Here is a 19,522-nt window from a genome sequence, read left to right as displayed (position 1 = left end):
ACTGAATGGTGAAAGTGCAGCGCAATGGGGTACATGGCGGTGTGCGTTAGATGACGAGGACGAGCTCGTTTCGACGGGTTTCGGTGGTGAGTCCTGCGGCCTGGGCAAGGGCGGCGACGTCGTCGATGGAGTAGGCCTCCGAGGGTGCAGTCGCGAGCACGCGGGCAAGCTGGCCCTTGTAGTGCTTATTGAAGTGGGAGACTACCTTGCGGGAGCCGTCCTCCTGCACGGACTCGACGCGGGCGGTCACAGCGCCTTGGAGCCGGCCGAGCTGCTGGTACGTGCCGGAGCGCAGGTCGACCACGAGTTCTTCATCCTGGACCTTTGTGAGCGCGTCTGTGATGAGCGAGCCCCAGCGCGATTTCATGGTGCGGCCCTCGAGTTTCGTGCCGCCGGACAGTCGGTAGTGGGGAATGAGATCGCCTGCGCGGACGAGTCCGAAGAGGGCGGAGCCGACGGCGAGGCGGGAGCGGGCGGCATCGGAAAGCGAGGGAGCGTCCAAAGCGTCGTAGAGGACGCCGGTGTAGCGCTCAAGGGCGGGCATGGTGGGGGAGGTAAAGAGCTCCGTGTTGGCGACAGCCTCCCCACGCAGCTTCTGCGAAATCTTGAGGATGCTGAGCGCCTCGTCGGGGTCCAGGGAGCTTAAGACTTCCGCGATTTCGCGGCGCGCCGGGTTAAGTTCCGGGAAGGACAAAGAGTCCAGGTCAAGCGGGGCGCCGGTGCCTCCGGGCGCCTTGGTTTCAGAAGGTGGGAGGACGATGAGCATGCCACTAGCGTAGCGCCCGGCCCAGCGGGGTAAAGTTGGGAACCATGATTACACGCCTTTCTACGCTCTTCCTGCGCACTCTGCGCGAGGATCCGGCCGACGCCGAAGTCACCAGCCACAAGCTCTTGGTCCGCGCGGGGTACGTGCGCCGTGCCGCGCCGGGTGTGTACACCTGGCTGCCGCTGGGTCTGCGCACGCTGCGCAAGATTGAGGATGTTGTCCGCCAGGAGATGAATGCCATCGGCGGCCAGGAAATGCTCTTCCCGGCGCTGCTGCCGCGCGAGCCCTATGAGCTCACGGACCGCTGGACCGAGTACGGGGATAACCTCTTCCGTCTCCAGGATCGCAAGGGTGCAGACATGTTGCTGGGCCCGACGCACGAGGAAATGTTCGCCTCTGCCGTCAAGGACATGTACTCCTCGTACAAGGACTTCCCGGTCACCCTGTACCAGATTCAGACCAAGTACCGCGACGAGGAGCGTCCGCGTGCGGGCATTCTGCGTGGCCGCGAGTTCGTGATGAAGGATTCCTATTCCTTTGACATGACGGATGAGGGCTTGGACGAGTCCTACCTGCGTCACCGTAAGGCGTACCAAAACATCTTTAACCGCTTGAAGATCGATTACGCCATCTGCAAGGCGACCTCGGGTGCCATGGGTGGCTCTGCGTCGGAGGAGTTCCTGGCCGTCTCGCCTGCGGGCGAGGATACCTTTGTGCGCGCGACTGACGGTGACTACGCGGCGAACGTCGAGGCCGTTGTCACCCCGGTTCCGGCGGAGACCCCCATCGAGGGCCAGCCGGAGGCGACTGAGTACACGACCCCGGATGCCGAGACCATCGACACCCTCGTGGACTGGGCGAATGGTGAGGGCATTCAGATCGCTGGTCGCGCCGTGACGGGCGCAGACACGCTCAAGTGCATGGTCATCAAGACTGCTGCGCCGGCGGCATCGGAAGAAGAGAAGGAATGGGAGCTCGCTGCGGTTCTCATCCCGGGCGATCGCGCGCTGGACGAAAAGCGCCTCGAGGCGTCGCTGGAGCCGGTCGAGTTTGAGCTGGCGTCGGATGCCGACTTTAAGAAAAACCCGTTCCTGGTCAAGGGCTACGTGGGGCCGCGTGGCCTGAACGCCAACGGCGTCAAGGTGTACGCTGACCCGCGCGTGGTCAACGGCTCCTCCTGGATCACGGGCGCGGATGCGAAGAACCGCCACGTGGTGGGCTGCGTGGCTGGCCGTGACTTCACTGTCGACGAGTTCATCGAAGCTGCGGAGATCAAGGAAGGCGACCCGGCTCCGGAGGGCCAGGGCACGCTGACGCTGGAGCGCGGCATCGAGCTGGGCCACATCTTCCAGCTGGGCCGCAAGTACACGAAGGCCTTTGACGTGCAGATCCTCGACGAGAACGGCAAGCGCGCCGTCCCGACCATGGGTTCCTACGGCATTGGCGTCTCTCGCATGATGGCCGTCCTCGCCGAGCAGCGCTCGGACGAGAAGGGCCTCAACTGGCCCATTGACGTCGCGCCGTACCAGGTCCACGTGGTCGTTGCGAACAAGGATCAGGCGGCTCTCGAGGCGGGTGACAAGCTCGTGGCTGACCTGGATGCTTCCGGTATCGAGGTCCTCTTCGACGACCGCCCGAAGGTCTCTCCGGGTGTGAAGTTCAAGGACGCCGAGCTGCTGGGCATGCCGTTCATCGCGATCCTGGGCCGCTCCTTCAAGGATGGCATCATTGAGCTGCGTATCCGCGGAGGCGAGACCCTCGAGGTCCCGGCTGCGGAGATCGTGGAGAAGCTCACCACGCTGGTGCGCGGTTAAGGGTTAACTTCTGAGGCGAGGCGCCCCATCGACGTGTGTCGGTGGGGCGTTCGTGGTTGTGGAGGGACAGAAGGGAGCTTGTGAGGATCCCTTTTGTCCGACTGTGTAAAAGGAAACCAGAGGAAGTAAACCGAGCGGGTCTGGGAGATGTGTGGTTTACCTTTGGTGGTTTCCTTGTGCGTGTGTCACCACGGTTGGTGGGGCTAGACTCAAGGCATGAACATCGATTGGAATGAAGCCCGCGCGTTGACGTTCGGTTCGGTCATGCTCACCATGGGTACCCTCCACTTCGTGAAGAAGGAGGAGTTTGAGTCCATCGTGCCGCCGCAATTGCCGGGCACGGCGCGGTTGTACAACTACGCCTCGGGCGTGTGGGAGTTGGGGACGGGTGCCGCAGTAATCAATAAGAAAACCCGCCCTGTGGGCGGGTGGTCAGCGCTCGGGTTGCTCGCGGCCGTGTGGCCGGCGAACTTCTATCACGCCGCGCGCGACTTGAAGAACGGCGCGGGGTGGGGGAAGAAGGCCTATCACGTGCTGCGCCTTCCGGCGCAGCTGCTCATTATGCGTGCGGCCTATCGCCTGACGCACTAGCGGCTAGTAGGTCAGCGGGCCGCCGCAGTTGGGCCAGGCGCCAGCGCCCTGGCCGGCGAGGACGCGCTCGGCGATATCGATCTGCTGGGCCTTGGTGGCCTGGTCCGCGGTGGGCGCGTACTGCTGACCGCCGTAGCCGGCCCACGTGTCGTAGCTGAACTGGACGCCGCCGTAGTAGTCATTGCCCGTGTTGATATTCCAGTTGCCGCCGGACTCGCACGCGGCGACCTGGTCCCAGGCCGCGGTGGAGGCGGCGTGAGCGGCGGGGGCGCCGACGGCGGTAAGCGCTGCGGCGGCACCGAAGGTTGCGAAAGTCTTCGTCATAGAACGCATGGAGTTAGTGCTCCTTTGCATGGTTGAGGTCAGATTCTTGAAAGCAGCGGGAGGAGGGCCTGCCGCGTCCATGCCGACCTAACGTAGGAGTCCATGCGATTGTGTGCAATGAAATTCAACGCATAATTACCTGTCCTTCTGCTGAGTGGAGGACAGGCTTTGATCAGGAGCGCTGTGCAGCGGGGGATTCGGCAGATTTAATGGAAACTGTTTCTGAGTCGGATTTTCCGGCCGGGTGGGCGGGCCACCAGAACTTCTCGCCGAGGAGCTGGACGAGGGCAGGCACGAGGACGGTACGCACGATAAGAGTGTCGAGGAGGACACCGATGAAGACCGTGATGCCCAGTTGCGCGAGGACGACGAGGGGAAGGACGCCGAGTGCGGCGAAGACGGCGGCCAGCAGGATGCCTGCTGAGGTGATGACGCCGCCGGTGGCCGAGAGCGCGGTGAGCACTCCGCGGCGGGTGCCCACACTGCGGGCGTCCTCGCGGGCACGGGTGATGAGGAAGATCGTGTAGTCGATGCCGAGGGCGACGAGGAAGACGAACGCGAAAAGCGGCGTCGTGGAGGCGAAGCGGTCGAAGCCGAAGATGTAGTGGCTCACCCACCAGCCCAGGCCCAGGGCGGCGACGTTGGTGAGTAGGACGGAGGCGACCATGATGAGCGGTGCGAGCAGGGAGCGCAGCATGAGGATGAGCGCGCCACATACAAGGGCGAGGACGAGCGGGAAAATGGTGCGGCGATCGTCGGCTGCGGCGGATTCTTCGTCCGCGAGCTGGGCGTCGGAGCCGCCTACGTAGGTCTCGCCCGGCAGCTGCCCGCGCAGTTGAGAAAAATCAGCGGAAGACTGGAAGAGCGTCCAGCCGTTGGCAGCGCCGGTTTCACGAGCGTCGGGGAGGGCCTGCCTCACCGCATCCGCGTCGCGGGTGGCGATAATGGTCGGAGTGGCGGATTGCTCGGGGAATTTCTCTTCGAGCTCGGTGCCAGCGGAGATGGATTCCGGGGTGTCGAGGAACTGGTCGGATTGGGTCAGCCCCGTGGAAATGTGGAAGTAGCCGGAAGCGCACACGGCGAGCAGGAGAAGGGAGACAGCCGTGACGAGCTTGGGGCGTGCGCCCACGAGGTCGCCCACGCGGTCCCAGAGCTTGTGGTTCGGCTCGGTACCGACTTCGGGGCGGCGGGGCCAGAAGACCCAGCGACCGAAGGTCACGAGCACGCCGGGCAGGACGAATAGGGCGAAGAGCCACGCGATGATGATGCCGGTGGCGGACGCGAGGCCCAGGCCACGGGTGTTGGGGACGGAGGAGAGCAGCAGGCAGAGCACGCCGAGGATGACGGTCGTCGCCGAGGCGGTGACGGCCTTGAGCGTGGGCAGCCAGGCGGCGGCCATGGCGGCAAAGCGGTCCTCGTGGCGCGTGAGCTCATCGCGGTAGCGCGAGATGAGCAGCAACGCGTAGTTCGTGCCCGCGCCGAAGACGAGGACGGAGAGGATGCCGGAGGTCGACTCGTTCCAGGACAGGCCGGTGGCGTCGAGGACGTAGGTGTAGATGGTTGCGGCGACTCGGTCAGCGATGCCGATGACGAGCAGCGGCAGGATCCACAGGATGGGGGAGCGATACGTCGCGATGAGCAGGAGCGCCACGATGGCCGCGGTGACTCCAAGGAGCAGGAAGTTGGCGCCTTCAAAGACGCTGGCGAGGTCCGCGCGGATCGCGGCCGGGCCGGTGACTTGGACGGTTACACCCTCCGGTGCGCCGTCGGTGAGGCGAGCGCGTAGGTCTTCGACCTCGGTGGCGTTCTGCGAGGAGCTCGTGGACTCCACGTTGTAGGGCACGATGGCGCCGTCGCCGGCCTCATTCGGGATGACAGGGCCCAGGTCGCCAGCGAGTTTCTGCAATTCGTCCATGTGCGCGCGCACGTCACCGCTGAAGAAGATAATGGCCGCCTGAGATTCGCCGGTGCCCAAGGCTTCCTGAACCTCTGCCTGGATGTCGGCGACGCGGGTGGACTCCGCGTCGCCCGGCAGGGAATGAGTACCCGCGTTGGGCTGCTCCACACCTCCCAGCGACATCGCCCCGATACCGAGGATGAGCAAGAGGAGAGCGAGCCAGCGTGCGGCCTTCATGCGCGAAGCAGTCATAGCCGCCCACCCTACCCGCTAGACGGTGCGCGCCCAAGCGGCGGTCCCCACGAGCCAGCGCAGCCACGCGGTCGCATCCGTCGCCTCGGTGGTCGCGGCAGCTGCGGCTTCGTCCCGGCCTGCAATCGTCGCCGCGTGCGTCCAGCGTTCTTGAGTGCGTGCATTTAATTGCGTGACGTAGTCCGCGGAGCTCGCTGTGTCAGTGGGCAGCGGCAGGTCCGTCGCAGTGTAGGCCGCGGCCTGCGCAGGCGCCTCGGCCTTGGCGTCTGCCAGCAGGCCCCGCAGCCATGCGGCGATCTGCTCGTGGTCAGCGATGAGGCTGCCGATGCGCCCCTCCTGATCGCCTGCCGCAAATGCCTTCGCCGTGTCCAGTCCCCAGATGGTCTCGTATTCCCACGCGAGGAGATCCTTTGCCTGGTCGATTTCGGCTGGGGTAAGCATAAGGTCCGGCTCGGCGAGCTGCGGCGCGGCGCTGGCGGCATCGTCAATAGCGTGGGAGACGATGAGCGCGCGGGATTCGACGGGGACGGCGGCGGTGAGCGGATCGATGGGCTCGGCGTGCTTCGTGGAGTACTCCGCCATGGCGGCGTCGCGGTCGACCTGGCAGGAGCCAGGGGAGGTGCCGTCCTCGGCGAGCCCGCAGGTGCGGGCGACCTCGGCCCAGAGGGCATCGGCATGCTCTGCGTTGCCCTGGGACTGCGCTTGCGCGGCGAGTTCGATAAGGGTCGGGTCCGGCCGCGGGCCGAAGTAGTCGACGATAGGCGCGCACCCGGCGGTGAGCAGGGCGGCGGGCAAGACGGCGGCAATGAGCATTCGGCGTAACACGCAGTCAACCTTAGCGCGCGTGCGAGGCGTGGGAAGCAGCTAGGGTAGAACGCATGGCTTTTCCCACTCCACAGATTTTGACCGAGCGGCTTACCCCGCTGTTGACCGCGCGCGGGCTCGACCTTGAACACGTCAAGGCGACTCCGGCTGGCAAGAAGTCCCAGGTGGTTATCCGCGTCGATGGCGACGAACGCCCGAGCTCGGATCTGCTGGGCGAGGTCTCCGATGAGATCTCCACGTTTTTCGACGACCTGGAGGCGCGCGGCGAGCTCAATTTCGGTGCAGGCTACACGCTGGAGGTTTCCACGCCGGGCGTGGATCTGCCGCTCACCGCGCCGCGCCATTTCCGTCGCAACCGTGGCCGTGTTATTTCGCTGGAGGGTAAGACCGTGGGCCGACTGGGAGCGCTGTCTCCTGACGAGTCCTCGGTGATCCTCGTCGCGCGCGCGAAGAAAGAGCTGCGCGTGAGCGTCGCACGATTGGAAAACCTGGCCGGTGCGGTGGTAGAAATTGAATTCGCACGCGCACCCGAAGACGAGCTTCGAGTGACTGAGCAATCGTTTGAACAAGCAGCCGAGCAGGCTGACCGAGAGGACTAATAAGTGAATATCGACATCGCGGCATTGCGCACCATCCAAACGCAGCAGGGCATCCCCGTGGGAGATCTGCTGCAGACCATCGCATCCGCTTTGCTCTTCTCCTACCGCGAATACCGCGCGACGGAGCCGGACGAGAACGTCAAGGCCCGCGTGGACATCGACGGAGACACCGGCGCCGTGGCCGTCATCGTCACCGAGACCGACCCCGAGACCGGCGAGGTCGTCACCGAATATGACGACACCCCCGCCAACTTCGGCCGCGTGGGCGCCCACGCCGTGCGCGACGCCATCCTGCGCCGCCTGCGCGAGGCTGAGGCCGACCGCACCTTTGATTCCTACACGCCGCTGACCGGTCGCGTGGTCTCCGGCATCGTGCAGCGCGACGCGCGCGCCAACGACCGCGGTATCGTCGTGGTTCAGCTCGGCACCGAAGCCGACGCCCAGGACGGCATCCTCCTGCCCGCCGAGCAGATCCCGGGCGAGACCTTGAAGCACGGTGACCGCGTCAAGGCGTATGTTGTGGACGTGCACAAGAACGGCGCTGCCGTGCAGGTGAGCCTCTCGCGCACCCACCCGGAGCTCGTCCGCGGCCTCTTCGAGCTGGAAATCCCGGAGGTTGGCGACGGTTCCGTGGAAGTCATCTCCATTGCCCGCGAGGCTGGCCACCGCACGAAGATCGCCGTGCAGGGCAAGGCCAAGGGTCTTAATGCCAAGGGCGCCTGCATTGGCCCCAAGGGTGCGCGCGTCAACAACATCATGCGTGAGCTCCACGGCGAGAAGATCGACATCATTGACTTCAACGAGGACCCGGCCGTCTACGTGGGCAATGCGCTTGCACCGTCCAAGGTCGTGCGCGTGGATGTCCTCGACCCGGAAGCTCAAGTTGCACGCGTGACCGTGCCGGATTACCAGCTCTCGCTCGCCATCGGCAAGGAGGGGCAGAACGCGCGTCTCGCCGCGCGTCTTACCGGCTGGAAGATCGACATCCACTCGGACGCGGAGCCCGCAGAGTAATTATGGTGTCGCGCCGCCGCGCGTGCGTGGCGGTGCGTTTACCCTAAGTTCAAATTCTGCGTCATGTCGCGTAGACTAGGCAACGGCCCTTATGCGCCGGTGGACACCGGTGGCAATCCCGTACGCCCTGAATCGGGGCGTGCACGAGCACGAAGGAGTTGACCTCGCTATGACGTCACCCCGCGTGCGCACGTGCATTGCCACTCGCGACCGCCGCCCCGATACCGAGCTGCTTCGCGTGGTTCTCGACCCCGCAGATCCAACTCGCGTCGTGGCCGATCCACGCCGCCGCCTTCCCGGACGGGGAGCGTGGCTCACGCCGGATGTGGGCGCATATGAGCTAGCGGAGCGCCGCCGAGCTTTCGGTCGCGCGCTGCGCACGTCTACCCACGTGGACACAGGTCAAGTACGTTCGTACCTGGAGTCGGTCGCGGCGCCCTAACGTGGTGCCGGACCCAGATTGCATAAAGGAAGACCCCACACTGATGAGCGCACAACGATGAAGCATCAGCGATGAAAGTCGTCAACAACAACTCTTGACGGTGGCCGCCACTTTCGCGGCCATCCTCAAGTAACAACCAAGAGGAGACAAGTGGCCGGAAAGCTACGCGTTCACGAGCTCGCGAAAGAGCTCGGAGTAACCAGCAAGGAACTGCTCGCGACCCTGAAGGACCAGGGCGAGTTTGTTAAAACCGCATCGTCCACCATCGAACCGCCGGTGGTGAAGAAGATGCGCGCCTTCTACGAGGCGCAGGGCGCCAAGGATGACGCCCAGCAGCCCGCGAAGGATGGCGCGCCCAAGCCGGGTGCCGCCAAGCCGGGACAGCCCGCTGCCCCGAAGCCAGGCGCTGCCAAGCCCAAGCCGGGCCAGCAGGCCCCGTCTGTGCAGGCGAAGCCGGGCAAGCCCGCAGAGAAGTCGGCACCGAAGCCGGGCGCACCCAAGCCGGGTGCAGAGAAGTCCAGCGCCGCTAAGCCGGGTCAGTCCGCACCTAAGCCGGGGCAGTCCGCAGCCAAGCCGGGTCAGTCCGCAGCCAAGCCAGGTCAGTCCGCTGCCCCGAAGTCGGGCGCACCGACCCCGCGTTCCATGCCGAAGCCGGGCGGAACGCGCCGTGTGGCGAATAACCCGTTCTCCACGGGTTCGAGCGACCGTCCGGGCCCGCGTCCGGGTGGCTCCAAGGGCCCGCGCGCAGGCAAGGGCGGCGAAGGTCGTGGCCACGGCGGTCACGGTGGCCAGGGTGGCCAGAACCGTGGCGGCCAGGGCCGTCAGGGTGGCCAGCAGGGCGGCGGTCGTCGTCCGACTCCGGCCATGATGCCGTCGCACCCGAATCCGGCTGCGATGCCGTCCAAGTCCGCCAACGCCGGTGGCGGCGGACGCGGCCGCGGTGGTTCCCGTCCGGGCCAGCACGCTGCTGGTGGCGGCGGATTCCGTGGCGGCGGTCGCGGCGGTCGTCGCGGCGGCACCGCGGGTGCATTCGGACGCCCGGGTGGCGCTCCGCGTCGCGGCAAGAAGTCGAAGCGTCAGAAGCGCCACGAGTACGAAGAGCAGCAGAAGCACGAGGTTGGCGGCGTCCGCCTGCCCGACGGCGGCGGCAAGGTCGTTCGCCTGCGTCGTGGCGCGTCGCTCGCTGACTTCGCTGAGAAGATCGGTGCCGATCCGGCAGCGCTTGTCCAGGCTCTGTTCAACCTCGGCGAGATGGTGACCGCAACGGCGTCCGTCTCCGAGGACACGCTGCAGCTGCTCGGCTCTGAGATCAACTACGAGGTGCAGGTCGTCTCGCCGGAGGACGAGGACCGCGAGCTCCTCGAGTCCTTCGACCTTCAGTTCGGTGAGGACGAAGGCGGCGAGGAAGCCCAGGAGAAGCGTCCCCCAGTCGTCACGGTTATGGGCCACGTCGACCACGGTAAGACCCGCTTGCTTGACACCATCCGTAAGACGCACGAGCGCGAGGGTGAGGCCGGCGGCATCACCCAGGGCATCGGCGCCTACCAGACCACGGTGGAGCTCGAAGATGGCCCGCGCACGATTACGTTCCTGGATACCCCGGGTCACGAGGCGTTTACCGCCATGCGTGCCCGTGGTGCCCAGTCCACGGACTTGGCGATCCTCGTCGTCGCTGCCGATGACGGCGTTATGCCGCAGACGGTGGAGGCCATCAACCACGCGAAGGCTGCGGATATCCCGGTCGTCGTCGCGGTCAACAAGGTCGATAAGCCCGAGGCACAGCCGGACAAGATTCGTGGCCAGCTCACCGAGTACGGCCTCATCCCGGAGGAGTACGGCGGCGACACCATGTTCGTCGACATCTCCGCGAAGGCCGGCACGAACATCCAGGAGCTGCTCGAAGCTGTCATCCTTACGGCGGACGCGGCGCTGGAGCTCACGGCGAACCCGAACATGGACGCCCAGGGCGTTGCTATCGAGTCCCACCTCGACCGTGGCCGCGGCCCGGTCGCGACGGTCATCGTTCAGCGCGGTACGCTGCGCGTCGGTGATTCCATCGTCGTGGGTGACGCACATGGCCGTGTGCGCCGCATGCTCGACGAGTTCGGCGATGACGTGGACGAGGCGGGTCCGTCCCGCCCGGTCCAGGTCCAGGGCCTCAACGGCGTGCCGGGTGCGGGCGACAACCTGCTCGTGGTCGAGGACGACCGTGTCGCGCGTCAGATTGCCGCGCAGCGTGATGCCCGCAAGCGTTCCGCTCTGCAGGCGAAGTCCCGCAAGCGCGTCTCTCTCGAAGACCTGGATGCCGTGCTCAAGGAGACCTCCACGCTCAACCTCATTCTCAAGGGCGACAACGCCGGTTCGGTAGAAGCCCTCGAGGATGCGTTGCTCGACCTGGAGATCGACGACGAGGTCCAGCTCAACATCATCGACCGCGGTGTCGGTGCTGTCACGCAGACCAACGTCTCGCTCGCGGCTGCCTCGGACGCCATCATCATCGCGTTCAACGTGCGTGCTGAAGGTAAGGCAACGGAGGAGGCCAACGCCGAGGGCGTGGACATCCGTTACTACACCATCATCTACCGCGCCATCGAAGAGATTGAGCAGGCTCTCAAGGGCATGCTCAAGCCCATCTACGAAGAGCGCGACACCGGTGCGGCCGAGATCCGCGCGCTGTTCAAGTCCTCTGCGGTGGGTACCATCGCCGGTCTTATGGTCACCGAGGGCAAGATCAAGCGCAACGGCAAGGTGCGCCTGGTCCGCGATGGCAACGTCATTTCTTCCGACGCGAAGATCGAGTCTCTGCGTCACGAGAAGGACGATGTCAACGAGATGAACGCCGGTTACGAGTGCGGTGCTGTCCTGTCTTACCCGGATATCCAGGTGGGCGACATCCTGCAGGCCTACGAAGAGGTCGAGGTTCCGCGCGACTAGTCGCGTGAGTTCTATACCGGAATAATTCGACGCTGAGCCCGCGTTTCCTGAATTGAGGAAACGCGGGCTTTCGCGTGCCCGCCCCGCTAGGTGCGCGAGGGAGGGCTTGTCCTCTAGACTTGGTTGGTTGAACGCCGCGTCTGCGGCAAGCTGTAAGCATGAAGGAGTAGCCATGGTTGATCACGCCCGCGCGGCCCGTATGGCCAAGCGCATTCAGGAGATCGTCGCCAGTGCCATCGAGCGTCAGATTAAAGACCGCCGTCTCGAGTTGGTAACCATCACCGACACCCGCGTCACCGGCGATTTGCACGACGCCACGGTGTACTACACCGTCCGTGGCAAGGACCTGAACTCCGAGCCGGATCTGGACCAGGCGGCCGAGGCGCTCCACCGCGCCAGGGGTCAGTTGCGCAAGATCGTGGGCGATCAGCTCTCCGTGCGCTTTACGCCCACACTGAGTTTCGAGTTCGATGCCGTGCCGGAGGCCTCCGCGCACATGGAGGAGCTGCTCGAGCGCGCTCGTCAGCGCGACGCGGAGCTGGCCAAGCTCAAGGAGAACGCGCGTCCGGCGGGCGACGCGAACCCGTACAAGACGTCAGGCGAGGAGGAGTAGATGGCCGGAACTGAAGCACAATTCCAGGCGGTTGTTGACGCCCTCAAGGCGGCCCAGCGCGTCTGCATCATCACGCACCTGCGCCCGGATGCCGATGCCGTCGGTTCGGCCTCAGCACTCGCCCTCGGCCTGGACCAGTTGGGCAAGGAGTCGACCATCGTCATCGGCCAGCGCCGCCCAGTGTCGGAGAACCTGCTCACCATTCCTGGCTCCGAGCGCATTGAGCTCGCGTCCTCGCTGCCGGACAACTATGACGTCTACGTCACGGTAGATTGCGGCGCCATCGACCGCACGGGTTTGCTCGAAGACGACGTGGCGACAGTCGACAACCTGGTGTGCATCGACCACCACTCCTCGAATAAAGGGTTTGGCTCCATCAACCTCGTGCTCGACGAGTGCGAGTCCACGACGGTCGTATTGACGCGCGTGCTCGACATGCTCTCCGTCCAGCTCGATACGAAGATCGCGCACGGCCTCTACGCCGGCCTGATGACGGACACCGGCTCTTTCCGCTGGGGTCGTCCGGCCATGCACATGTACGCCCACCGCTACATGCAATACGGGCTCGACACCAAGCAGATCGCCGTGGACCTCATTGACTCCACGAATTCGGATGACCTGCAGATGGTCGGCCGCGTGCTCTCTGGCCTGCGTATCCTGCCGGCGGGCCCGCACCACCTGGGCATCCTCGTCGCCTCGCTCGATCTCACTGAGGGCTCGGCCGAGGGCTCCGTGGAGTCGCTCGTCGACTTCGTCCGCGCGCTCGACGGCTCCGATATCGGCGTCGTCTTCAAGGAACAGTCCCGCGGCGTGTGGGCGGTGTCCCTGCGCTCGTCCACGGTCAACTGCGCCGAGCTCGCCGGCCGCCTCGGTGGTGGCGGACACGTGCCGGCCGCCGGCTACACCGCGTACGGTGACGAGGGGGAGATCATCAACCAGCTCGTCACCCTGCTCGCCGAAGAATGACCGAGGAGAGAGTTTCCGCGCGGCGGATTTTTGGCCTAGCCCTGCCCGCCTTGGGCGTGCTGGCCGCGATGCCGCTGTACCTGCTCTTCGACACCGCTGTCGTGGGACGCTTGGGTGCCACGGCGCTCGCGGCCCTGGGGGCCGCTGCGACCGTGCAATCGGTTGTCACCACCCAGCTGACTTTCCTGTCCTATGGCACCACGGCGCGCTCCGCCCGCTTCTACGGCCGTGGCGACCGCCAAGCCGCCGTCGCTGAAGGCGTCCAGGCCACCTGGGTGGCCCTGGGCGTGGGAGCCACCCTCATGGCCCTCATGTGGGTCTTCGCCGGGGGCATCGCCAGGTTCATGACGGGCTCCGAGGACGTCGCGCGCCTGGCCGCCGAGTGGCTGCGCGTCGCGGCGCTCGCCATCCCGCTCACCCTCATAGAGATGGCCGGCAACGGCTGGATGCGCGGCGTCCAAGATACCCGCAAGCCCTTGTTGTTTACCCTGGCCGGGCTCATTCCGGGTGCCATCGCCGTGCCCATCTTCGTGTACTTCTGGGGCATTCTCGGCTCCGCGGCGGCGACCGTGCTGGGCATGGGGATCATCGCCGGGTGCTTCCTGCGTGAGCTCCACCGCGAACATGAGGGGGACTGGCGCCCGGACCGAGGGGTCATCGGCAAGCAATTGGTGCTCGGCCGCGACCTCATCGTGCGGTCGCTCGCGTTCCAGGTGGCGATGCTCTCCGCGACGGCCGTGGTGGGACGCTTTGGCACGGCGCCCCTGGCCGCGCATCAGATTATGACGCAGCTGTGGAATTTCCTGACACTCGTCCTCGACTCGCTCGCCATCGCGGCGCAGACTCTTATCGGCGCGGCCCTCGGCGCTGGCCACTCCGCCAAGCGAGTGGGGCAGCGGATTGTGGGCTACTCGGCAGGCTTCGCCGTGGCACTCGCGGTCGTCTTCGCGGTGGGCGCCTCCCTCATTCCGCGGATCTTCACCCAGGACTCCGCGGTGCTCGACGCGCTTGCGCGACCGTGGTGGGTCATGGTTGCCATGGTCATCACGGGTGGTGTGCTCTTCGCACTCGACGGCGTGCTGCTCGGCGCGGGCGATGCCGCCTTCCTGCGCACGCTCACCCTTGCCTCCGTTATCCTGGGGTATCTGCCCGGCGTTTTCCTCGCCTATGCCCTGGACTGGGGGCTTACCGGCGTGTGGGCCGGACTCGCGGCGTTTATCGCCCTCCGCACCGTGGGCGTGATTTATCGTTTTAAGTCAATGAAGTGGGCCAGAAAGGAGCTGTAGATGGCAACCCTATGGGCCGTGTCCGATCTGCATGCGGCGGCCAAGGCAAACCGGCCCCGCATCGAGGCGCTGCAGCCTTCCGATCCAAGTGATTGGCTCATCGTCGCTGGCGATGTTGCGGAGCGCACTGACCTCATTTTGGAGGTCCTCGGCGAGCTGGCGTCGCGCTATGCCACCGTCATCTGGGTTCCTGGCAACCACGAGCTTTTTGCCCGCAGCCAGGACCGCTTCCGCGGCCGCGCGAAGTACGCCAAGCTCGTGGCCGGCTGCCGCCGCCTGGGCGTCATTACGCCGGAGGACCCGTACCCCGTCTTCCACGGGGTGACCATCGTCCCGCTGTTTACGCTCTACGATTACAGCTTCCGCACGCCGGGTGTTTCGGCCGAGGACGCCGTCTCCGCGGCGGGGGAGAAGGGCATCATGATGACCGACGAGGTGGCCATTGCGCCTTTCGTTGACATCCGCGCGTGGTGCTGGGACCGCCTCGCGTACTCGATTAAGCGCTTGTCCCGGATCGACGGGCCCACGATTCTCATTAACCACTGGCCGCTGGTCCAAGAGCCCACGCAGCGCATGCGCTATCCCGACGTCGCCCTGTGGTGCGGCACCCGCCATACCCGCTCGTGGCCAAAGCGCTACCACGCGCAGCAGGTCATCTACGGTCACCTCCACATCCCGGTGGTCGAGGAGATCGACGGCGTCACGCACGCCGAGGTTTCCCTGGGCTACCCGCGCGAATGGCAAAGCCGCGACGGACAGGTCTGGCCGTACAAGGTGATGGGCTCATGATCGATAACGTGCTCTTCCCTGACTCCGCGCGCTTTTGCTACGTGCGCACCTCGGAACCCGACCTTTTAAACTATGACGGCCTCGATCCCCTCGAGCGCACCCTGGTTAGCCAAGCAGTGGACGTGCGCAAGGCCGAATTCGGCGACGCCCGCTGGTGCGCCCACCAAGCCCTCTCCGAGCTCGGCGCGACGGGGCCCGTCTTAAGAGGGGAGCGCGGCATGCCGCTCTTCCCGGACGGTTTCGTGGGCTCCATTACCCACACCCAGGGCTTTCGCGCGGCCGTTGCGGCACCCTATTCCTCCGTCCGGTCGATTGGCATCGATGCCGAGCCTGCCGATGCCCTCCCCGAAGGCGTCTTCGACGCCATCGCCCGGGCCAGCGAGGTGCCCCAGATGTCTAAGCTCGTCGCCGCCGGCGTGACTTGCCCGGACCGCCTGCTTTTCTGCGCGAAGGAGGCCACGTATAAGTCATGGTTTCCCATGACGCAGCGCTGGCTCGACTTCGACCAAGCGGAAATCTCGTTGCGCGAGGACGGCACGCTCATCTCCTATATCCTGGCGCGCCCCACGCCCGTGCCTTTCATTGAGGGCCGCTGGGTCATCCGCGACGGCTACGTCATCGTCTCGACCGTGGTGCCGCATACTCTCTAACTCATCGCTCGCGGGTTCACACGTGAATGAGTCATGGATTTTCGGCAAGAAAATCCGTGACTTACTCATACTTCGACTTAGAGCGTCGACGGCCGCGCCACGAAGACCGTCGCGAGGCGCTTGCCCTTCTCCTTGATGAGCGCAATGGACTTGCCGGAGGGGTCCACGGCCGCGTGCACGCCTTTCACGCCGCGCGGTTCCAGCCATTTGCCCATCGCCAGCGCCGCCGCTTCCTCTTCCGTGACGTCGAGGACCGGATAGGAGCGCGCCAGCGCCTCGTCGAGAGACAGCGACAAGGTAGGGGATTCTTCCAGTTCCTCCAGCGTGCGTGCGTCGGCCAAGGTAAAAGGCCCGACCTCGGTTCGCCGCAGGGCCGTGAGGTGCCCGCCCACGCCGAGTGCTTCGCCAAGGTCGCGGGCCAGCGAGCGGATATACGTACCCGAGGAGCACTCCACGTGGACGTCGACGTCCACGAAGTCCCCGCGGCGGATATCGAGGATGTCGAAGCGAGAAATTGTCACGGGACGCGCGGGAATCTCGACGTCTTCGCCGGCGCGGACGCGTTCGTAGGCGCGCTTGCCGTCGATCTTGATGGCGGAGACCGCCGCGGGTTTTTGCATGATGTCGCCGGTGAGCGCGGCGACGCCGTCGGTGATGGCGGCATCGGACAGCGCGGACGGGTCCGCAGCAAAGATGGTCGCGCCCTCCGCGTCATCCGTGGACGTCGCCTCGCCCAGTCGGATGGTGGCGTCATAGGCCTTCGTGGAGGCGACCATGTGCGCGAGGAACTTCGTGCCGCGCTCGAGGCCCAGGACGAGCACCCCCGTCGCCATGGGATCCAACGTGCCCGCGTGGCCCACCTTCTTCGTGTGGAAGAACCTGCGCAGACGCCCCACGACATCGTGGGAGGTCATGCCCGCAGGCTTGTCAACGACAACGAGGCCGGAGGTGGCGAGTGCATCAGTCATGCCCGCTAGTCTAAGCGACGGGGCACGAGTGAACTAACATGGTGCGCGTGGATATTTGGTATGGACTCAGCGAGGTCGAGTGCTCGCACGGCAGCATCGTGACCATCGGCGTTTTCGACGGCGTGCACCGCGGCCACCGGCTGCTTATCGATGCCGCCGTGGAACGCGCCCACGCCGAGGGGCGCGCGGCCGTCGTCGTCACCTTCGACCCGCATCCCGTGTCGGTCTTCCTGCCGGAGCGCGCGCCGCTGGCCGTGACGACCCTCGAGGAGCGCCTGCGGTTGCTGGAGAGCTACGGCGTCGACGGCGTCCTCGTTATCGACTTCACCAAAGAGCTCGCCGGTCTGAGCCCAGAGGAGTACGTGGACCGGCTCCTCGTCGATGCCCTCCACGCCCGTGGCGTGGTCGTGGGCCAGAATTTCTCCTTCGGTGCGAATGCGGTCGGCACGCCGGAACTGCTCACTGCGCTCGGTAAGACACGCGGATTCGACGTCACCGTCATTCCGCTGCTCAGCGACGACGACGTGGATATCTGCTCGACCTACGTGCGCTCTCAGCTTGCCTGCGGCAACGTGGAGCAAGCCAACTGGGCGCTCGGCCGCGCGTTTAGTGTTAACGGCCCCGTCGTCCGCGGTGCCGGCCGCGGTGGCAAGGAGCTTGGTTTCCCCACCGCCAACCAGTACTTTCCGGATACGCACGCGCTGCCTGCTGACGGCGTCTACGCAGGCTGGTTCTACATCGACCCGACCGCCGCGCGAGTGGACGGCAATATGGAACCGGGCCGCGCCTACGCTGCCGCGATTTCCGTGGGCACGAACCCCACCTTCGGCGACGAGGAGCGCTCCATCGAGTCCTTCGTGCTCGACCGCGAGGCTGATCTCTACGGCCACGAGGCCACCGTCGAATTCGTCGCTCACCTGCGCGACATGGTGAAGTTCAACTCCGTGGACGAGCTGCTGGAGAATATGCACCGCGACGTCGCCGCCGCGCGCGTCGCTTTGGCTGCCGATGCCGCCGCCCGCGGCTGGAGCCCCGACCAGTACTTCCTCATGGAGGACTAAATGAAGCTCATCCTCGACCTCGACACCGGTATTGATGACGCGCTCGCGTTGGCGTTTGCGATTTCCGCCCACGAGCGCGGCGAGGCCGAGCTACTGGCGGTGACGGGTACCTACGGCAATGTCTACGTCGAGCAGGGTGTCGCCAACGCCCGCGCGCTCCTCGAACTGCTGGGCCACCCCGAGATTCCTGTCATCCCGGGCCCGCAGAAGCCCGGCTTTGAGGTCCTTGAGATTTCCTCATTCATTCATGGCTCGAACGGCGTGGGCAACGTCGTCTTGCCCGCCGCCCCGGCGCAGACCATTACCACCGATGCAGTCGACTTCCTCATCGAGGCCTACCGCACCCACGGCGCGGATCTCACCATCATTCCCACGGGACCGTCGACCACCATCGCCGCGGCGATGCGTCAGGCGCCTGAGCTTGCCGATGCCCCCGTGGTCTTTATGGGCGGAGCCCTCACCGTCCCCGGCAACGTCACGCCGCTGGCCGAGGCCAATGTCATCCAGGACCCCACGGCAACGGACTTCCTGCTGCGTTACGGTACGAACGTGTCCATGGTGGGGCTCGATGTCACGACGCGCACCGTGCTCACGAAGAGCCACACCGCGCAGTGGCGTGGAACTCGGGTAGGGGACATCTACGCCGACATGTTCGACTACTACATCGACGCCTACGCGCAGTCCGAGCCGGAGTTAGGCGGCTGTGGCCTGCATGATCCGCTTGCCGTCGCCACCGCTTTGGACCCGAGCCTCATCGACTGGCTGCCCATCAACATGATGTGCACGACCGAAGGCCGCACCACGGGAGACCCGGCCCGCTTCCACACGGAGGTTACCTCGCGCGCGGCAGTTGGTGTCAATATCGCCCGCTTCGTCGACGACCTCATGGCGCGTATGGCCGAGCTTTTTGGTAAATCCAGCGCTGAACTGTAATATTTTCCGAAGTCTGTGTACTGCGGTTCGCAGCAGTTGCAGGCGCGCCTTTCGCGGCGCGACATTTCATGCGGACTGAAATAAAACGAGGAGTAATACTCATGGCATTGACCACTGAGAAGAAGGCCGAAATCCTCAAGGAGTACGGCCTGCACGAGACCGACACTGGCTCTCCGGAGGCGCAGATCGCTCTGCTGACCTCCCGCATCAACACTCTGACCGAGCACCTGAAGACCCACAAGCACGACCACCACTCCCGTCGTGGTCTGCTGCTGATGGTTGGTCGTCGTCGTGGCCTGCTGAAGTACCTGGCTGCCACCAACATCGACCGCTACCGTGACCTGATCGCCCGCCTGGGCCTGCGTCGCTAAGCCTTCCGGTTGCTTTCACACCCCGTCTTCGGACGGGGTGTGTTGCGTTCTAGGGCCGTCGTGATCATGAAGCAGGTATCGCGGCCCCGGAGGCGGTAGCTTGGCACCATGGAACCTTAGATCGGCATTATCGTTTTTGAACTTGAATCGGTAGAGCCCAGCGAGCCGTCGTATTTCCGCGAAGATAGTGTCCTCGTCCGTGCCACAGACGACGATGAGGCGCGTGCGAAGGTCGTGGCGCTGGCGCGTAGCCAAGAATCGGCAGAGCATCCCGCAATCGTCATGCGCCACATCGTGGAAGTCGCGCCCGCACTCGACGGCACGGTCGAGGAAGAAGTGGACCTCTACGCGCGTCACTGTGCGTCGCTTGAGGACTATGCGCGCTTCGACATGAAGCTGGGAGGGAGCGACCCGTTCGCCTAGTCCC

The 19,522-nt window shown here is 65.3% G+C and carries 20 protein-coding genes; 15 read left to right on the top strand and 5 right to left on the bottom strand.

Annotated features, from left to right (window positions below; genetic code table 11):
* Positions 1 to 46: 46 nt before the first annotated feature.
* Positions 47 to 766, bottom strand: coding sequence for a peroxide stress protein YaaA (yaaA, locus tag ABJ196_RS07570; protein WP_066509681.1), 720 nt, complete (start codon positions 764 to 766; stop codon positions 47 to 49).
* A gap of 44 nt (positions 767 to 810) precedes the next feature.
* Here yaaA and ABJ196_RS07565 point away from each other — a divergent pair, with 44 nt between their 5' ends.
* Both ABJ196_RS07565 and ABJ196_RS07560 read left to right on the top strand, forming a co-directional pair.
* The gene (locus tag ABJ196_RS07565) at positions 811 to 2,580 is read left to right on the top strand and encodes a proline--tRNA ligase (protein ID WP_347305896.1); all 1,770 of its coding nucleotides are present in this window, start codon (positions 811 to 813) and stop codon (positions 2,578 to 2,580) included.
* Between the two features lie 216 nt (positions 2,581 to 2,796).
* Positions 2,797 to 3,171, top strand: coding sequence for a hypothetical protein (locus ABJ196_RS07560; protein ID WP_347305895.1), 375 nt, complete (start codon positions 2,797 to 2,799; stop codon positions 3,169 to 3,171).
* Positions 3,172 to 3,174: 3 nt separating this feature from the next.
* On the opposite strand, the gene ABJ196_RS07555 is transcribed toward ABJ196_RS07560, so the two are convergent.
* The 3 genes from ABJ196_RS07555 to ABJ196_RS07545 all read right to left on the bottom strand — a co-directional run bounded on the left by ABJ196_RS07555 (position 3,175) and on the right by ABJ196_RS07545 (position 6,469).
* Positions 3,175 to 3,495, bottom strand: a complete 321-nt coding sequence (locus ABJ196_RS07555; protein WP_347305917.1) for a transglycosylase family protein — start codon at positions 3,493 to 3,495, stop codon at positions 3,175 to 3,177.
* A gap of 172 nt (positions 3,496 to 3,667) precedes the next feature.
* A complete protein-coding gene (locus ABJ196_RS07550; protein ID WP_347305894.1) occupies positions 3,668 to 5,644 on the bottom strand; it encodes an MMPL family transporter in 1,977 nt (658 codons plus the stop codon).
* 18 nt (positions 5,645 to 5,662) lie between these two features.
* The gene (locus ABJ196_RS07545; protein WP_347305893.1) at positions 5,663 to 6,469 is read right to left on the bottom strand and encodes a DUF4439 domain-containing protein; all 807 of its coding nucleotides are present in this window, start codon (positions 6,467 to 6,469) and stop codon (positions 5,663 to 5,665) included.
* A 53-nt stretch (positions 6,470 to 6,522) separates the two neighbouring features.
* Here ABJ196_RS07545 and rimP point away from each other — a divergent pair, with 53 nt between their 5' ends.
* The 9 genes from rimP (at position 6,523) to ABJ196_RS07500 (ending at position 15,762) form a co-directional block, all read left to right on the top strand.
* Entirely contained in the window at positions 6,523 to 7,068 is a 546-nt protein-coding gene (gene rimP / locus ABJ196_RS07540) for a ribosome maturation factor RimP (RefSeq protein ID WP_257072191.1), read from the top strand.
* 3 nt (positions 7,069 to 7,071) lie between these two features.
* The gene (gene nusA, locus ABJ196_RS07535; protein ID WP_347305892.1) at positions 7,072 to 8,082 is read left to right on the top strand and encodes a transcription termination factor NusA; all 1,011 of its coding nucleotides are present in this window, start codon (positions 7,072 to 7,074) and stop codon (positions 8,080 to 8,082) included.
* A gap of 169 nt (positions 8,083 to 8,251) precedes the next feature.
* Positions 8,252 to 8,524 (top strand): YlxR family protein, encoded by a 273-nt coding sequence (locus ABJ196_RS07530; protein WP_347305891.1) that lies wholly within the window; start codon positions 8,252 to 8,254, stop codon positions 8,522 to 8,524.
* A gap of 150 nt (positions 8,525 to 8,674) precedes the next feature.
* Entirely contained in the window at positions 8,675 to 11,458 is a 2,784-nt protein-coding gene (infB, locus tag ABJ196_RS07525; RefSeq protein WP_347305890.1) for a translation initiation factor IF-2, read from the top strand.
* Between the two features lie 172 nt (positions 11,459 to 11,630).
* Entirely contained in the window at positions 11,631 to 12,071 is a 441-nt protein-coding gene (rbfA, locus tag ABJ196_RS07520) for a 30S ribosome-binding factor RbfA (RefSeq protein ID WP_347305889.1), read from the top strand.
* The gene (locus tag ABJ196_RS07515) at positions 12,072 to 13,037 is read left to right on the top strand and encodes a bifunctional oligoribonuclease/PAP phosphatase NrnA (protein ID WP_347305888.1); all 966 of its coding nucleotides are present in this window, start codon (positions 12,072 to 12,074) and stop codon (positions 13,035 to 13,037) included.
* Entirely contained in the window at positions 13,034 to 14,323 is a 1,290-nt protein-coding gene (locus tag ABJ196_RS07510) for an MATE family efflux transporter (RefSeq protein ID WP_347305887.1), read from the top strand. Before ABJ196_RS07515 ends, ABJ196_RS07510 begins: the two co-directional genes overlap by 4 nt.
* The gene (locus ABJ196_RS07505) at positions 14,324 to 15,112 is read left to right on the top strand and encodes a metallophosphoesterase (RefSeq protein ID WP_347305886.1); all 789 of its coding nucleotides are present in this window, start codon (positions 14,324 to 14,326) and stop codon (positions 15,110 to 15,112) included.
* On the top strand, positions 15,109 to 15,762 hold the full coding sequence (locus tag ABJ196_RS07500; RefSeq protein ID WP_347305885.1) for a 4'-phosphopantetheinyl transferase superfamily protein: 654 nt from the start codon (positions 15,109 to 15,111) through the stop codon (positions 15,760 to 15,762). The genes ABJ196_RS07505 and ABJ196_RS07500 overlap by 4 nt, the downstream gene beginning before the upstream one ends.
* A 77-nt stretch (positions 15,763 to 15,839) precedes the next feature.
* Here ABJ196_RS07500 and truB read toward each other — a convergent pair whose 3' ends face one another.
* Positions 15,840 to 16,730, bottom strand: coding sequence for a tRNA pseudouridine(55) synthase TruB (gene truB, locus ABJ196_RS07495; RefSeq protein ID WP_347305884.1), 891 nt, complete (start codon positions 16,728 to 16,730; stop codon positions 15,840 to 15,842).
* A gap of 38 nt (positions 16,731 to 16,768) precedes the next feature.
* Here truB and ABJ196_RS07490 point away from each other — a divergent pair, with 38 nt between their 5' ends.
* The 4 genes from ABJ196_RS07490 to ABJ196_RS07475 all read left to right on the top strand — a co-directional run bounded on the left by ABJ196_RS07490 (position 16,769) and on the right by ABJ196_RS07475 (position 19,518).
* A complete protein-coding gene (locus ABJ196_RS07490; RefSeq protein ID WP_347305883.1) occupies positions 16,769 to 17,791 on the top strand; it encodes a bifunctional riboflavin kinase/FAD synthetase in 1,023 nt (340 codons plus the stop codon).
* Entirely contained in the window at positions 17,792 to 18,724 is a 933-nt protein-coding gene (locus tag ABJ196_RS07485) for a nucleoside hydrolase (protein WP_347305882.1), read from the top strand.
* A 101-nt stretch (positions 18,725 to 18,825) separates the two neighbouring features.
* Positions 18,826 to 19,095: a 30S ribosomal protein S15 gene (gene rpsO, locus ABJ196_RS07480; RefSeq protein WP_066486675.1), complete on the top strand. Its 270-nt coding sequence runs from the start codon at positions 18,826 to 18,828 to the stop codon at positions 19,093 to 19,095.
* Between the two features lie 120 nt (positions 19,096 to 19,215).
* Positions 19,216 to 19,518 (top strand): DUF4288 domain-containing protein, encoded by a 303-nt coding sequence (locus ABJ196_RS07475; protein ID WP_347305915.1) that lies wholly within the window; start codon positions 19,216 to 19,218, stop codon positions 19,516 to 19,518.
* The last annotated feature ends 4 nt before the right edge of the window (positions 19,519 to 19,522 follow it).

Source organism: Corynebacterium sp. SA-MJD20WY100 (assembly GCF_039822565.1).
In the GTDB taxonomy this organism is placed as follows: Bacteria; Actinomycetota; Actinomycetes; order Mycobacteriales; family Mycobacteriaceae; genus Corynebacterium; species Corynebacterium phoceense_A.
The sequence above is the reverse complement of the archived record's forward strand: the minus strand, read 5'-3'. Positions and strand labels throughout refer to the sequence as shown.

Bases quoted from the DNA above. Each gene is read 5' to 3' on its own strand.
- ABJ196_RS07505 (WP_347305886.1), top strand. From the start codon at position 14,324: ATGGCAACCCTATGGGCCGTGTCCGATCTGCATGCGGCGGCCAAGGCA.
- ABJ196_RS07510 (WP_347305887.1), top strand. From the start codon at position 13,034: ATGACCGAGGAGAGAGTTTCCGCGCGGCGGATTTTTGGCCTAGCCCTG.
- rbfA (WP_347305889.1), top strand. From the start codon at position 11,631: ATGGTTGATCACGCCCGCGCGGCCCGTATGGCCAAGCGCATTCAGGAG.
- ABJ196_RS07515 (WP_347305888.1), top strand. From the start codon at position 12,072: ATGGCCGGAACTGAAGCACAATTCCAGGCGGTTGTTGACGCCCTCAAG.
- ABJ196_RS07555 (WP_347305917.1), bottom strand. From the start codon at position 3,495: ATGACGAAGACTTTCGCAACCTTCGGTGCCGCCGCAGCGCTTACCGCC.
- ABJ196_RS07560 (WP_347305895.1), top strand. From the start codon at position 2,797: ATGAACATCGATTGGAATGAAGCCCGCGCGTTGACGTTCGGTTCGGTC.
- truB (WP_347305884.1), bottom strand. From the start codon at position 16,730: ATGACTGATGCACTCGCCACCTCCGGCCTCGTTGTCGTTGACAAGCCT.
- ABJ196_RS07485 (WP_347305882.1), top strand. From the start codon at position 17,792: ATGAAGCTCATCCTCGACCTCGACACCGGTATTGATGACGCGCTCGCG.
- ABJ196_RS07550 (WP_347305894.1), bottom strand. From the start codon at position 5,644: ATGACTGCTTCGCGCATGAAGGCCGCACGCTGGCTCGCTCTCCTCTTG.
- ABJ196_RS07500 (WP_347305885.1), top strand. From the start codon at position 15,109: ATGATCGATAACGTGCTCTTCCCTGACTCCGCGCGCTTTTGCTACGTG.
- ABJ196_RS07530 (WP_347305891.1), top strand. From the start codon at position 8,252: ATGACGTCACCCCGCGTGCGCACGTGCATTGCCACTCGCGACCGCCGC.
- yaaA (WP_066509681.1), bottom strand. From the start codon at position 766: ATGCTCATCGTCCTCCCACCTTCTGAAACCAAGGCGCCCGGAGGCACC.
- rpsO (WP_066486675.1), top strand. From the start codon at position 18,826: ATGGCATTGACCACTGAGAAGAAGGCCGAAATCCTCAAGGAGTACGGC.
- ABJ196_RS07490 (WP_347305883.1), top strand. From the start codon at position 16,769: ATGGTGCGCGTGGATATTTGGTATGGACTCAGCGAGGTCGAGTGCTCG.
- ABJ196_RS07565 (WP_347305896.1), top strand. From the start codon at position 811: ATGATTACACGCCTTTCTACGCTCTTCCTGCGCACTCTGCGCGAGGAT.
- rimP (WP_257072191.1), top strand. From the start codon at position 6,523: ATGGCTTTTCCCACTCCACAGATTTTGACCGAGCGGCTTACCCCGCTG.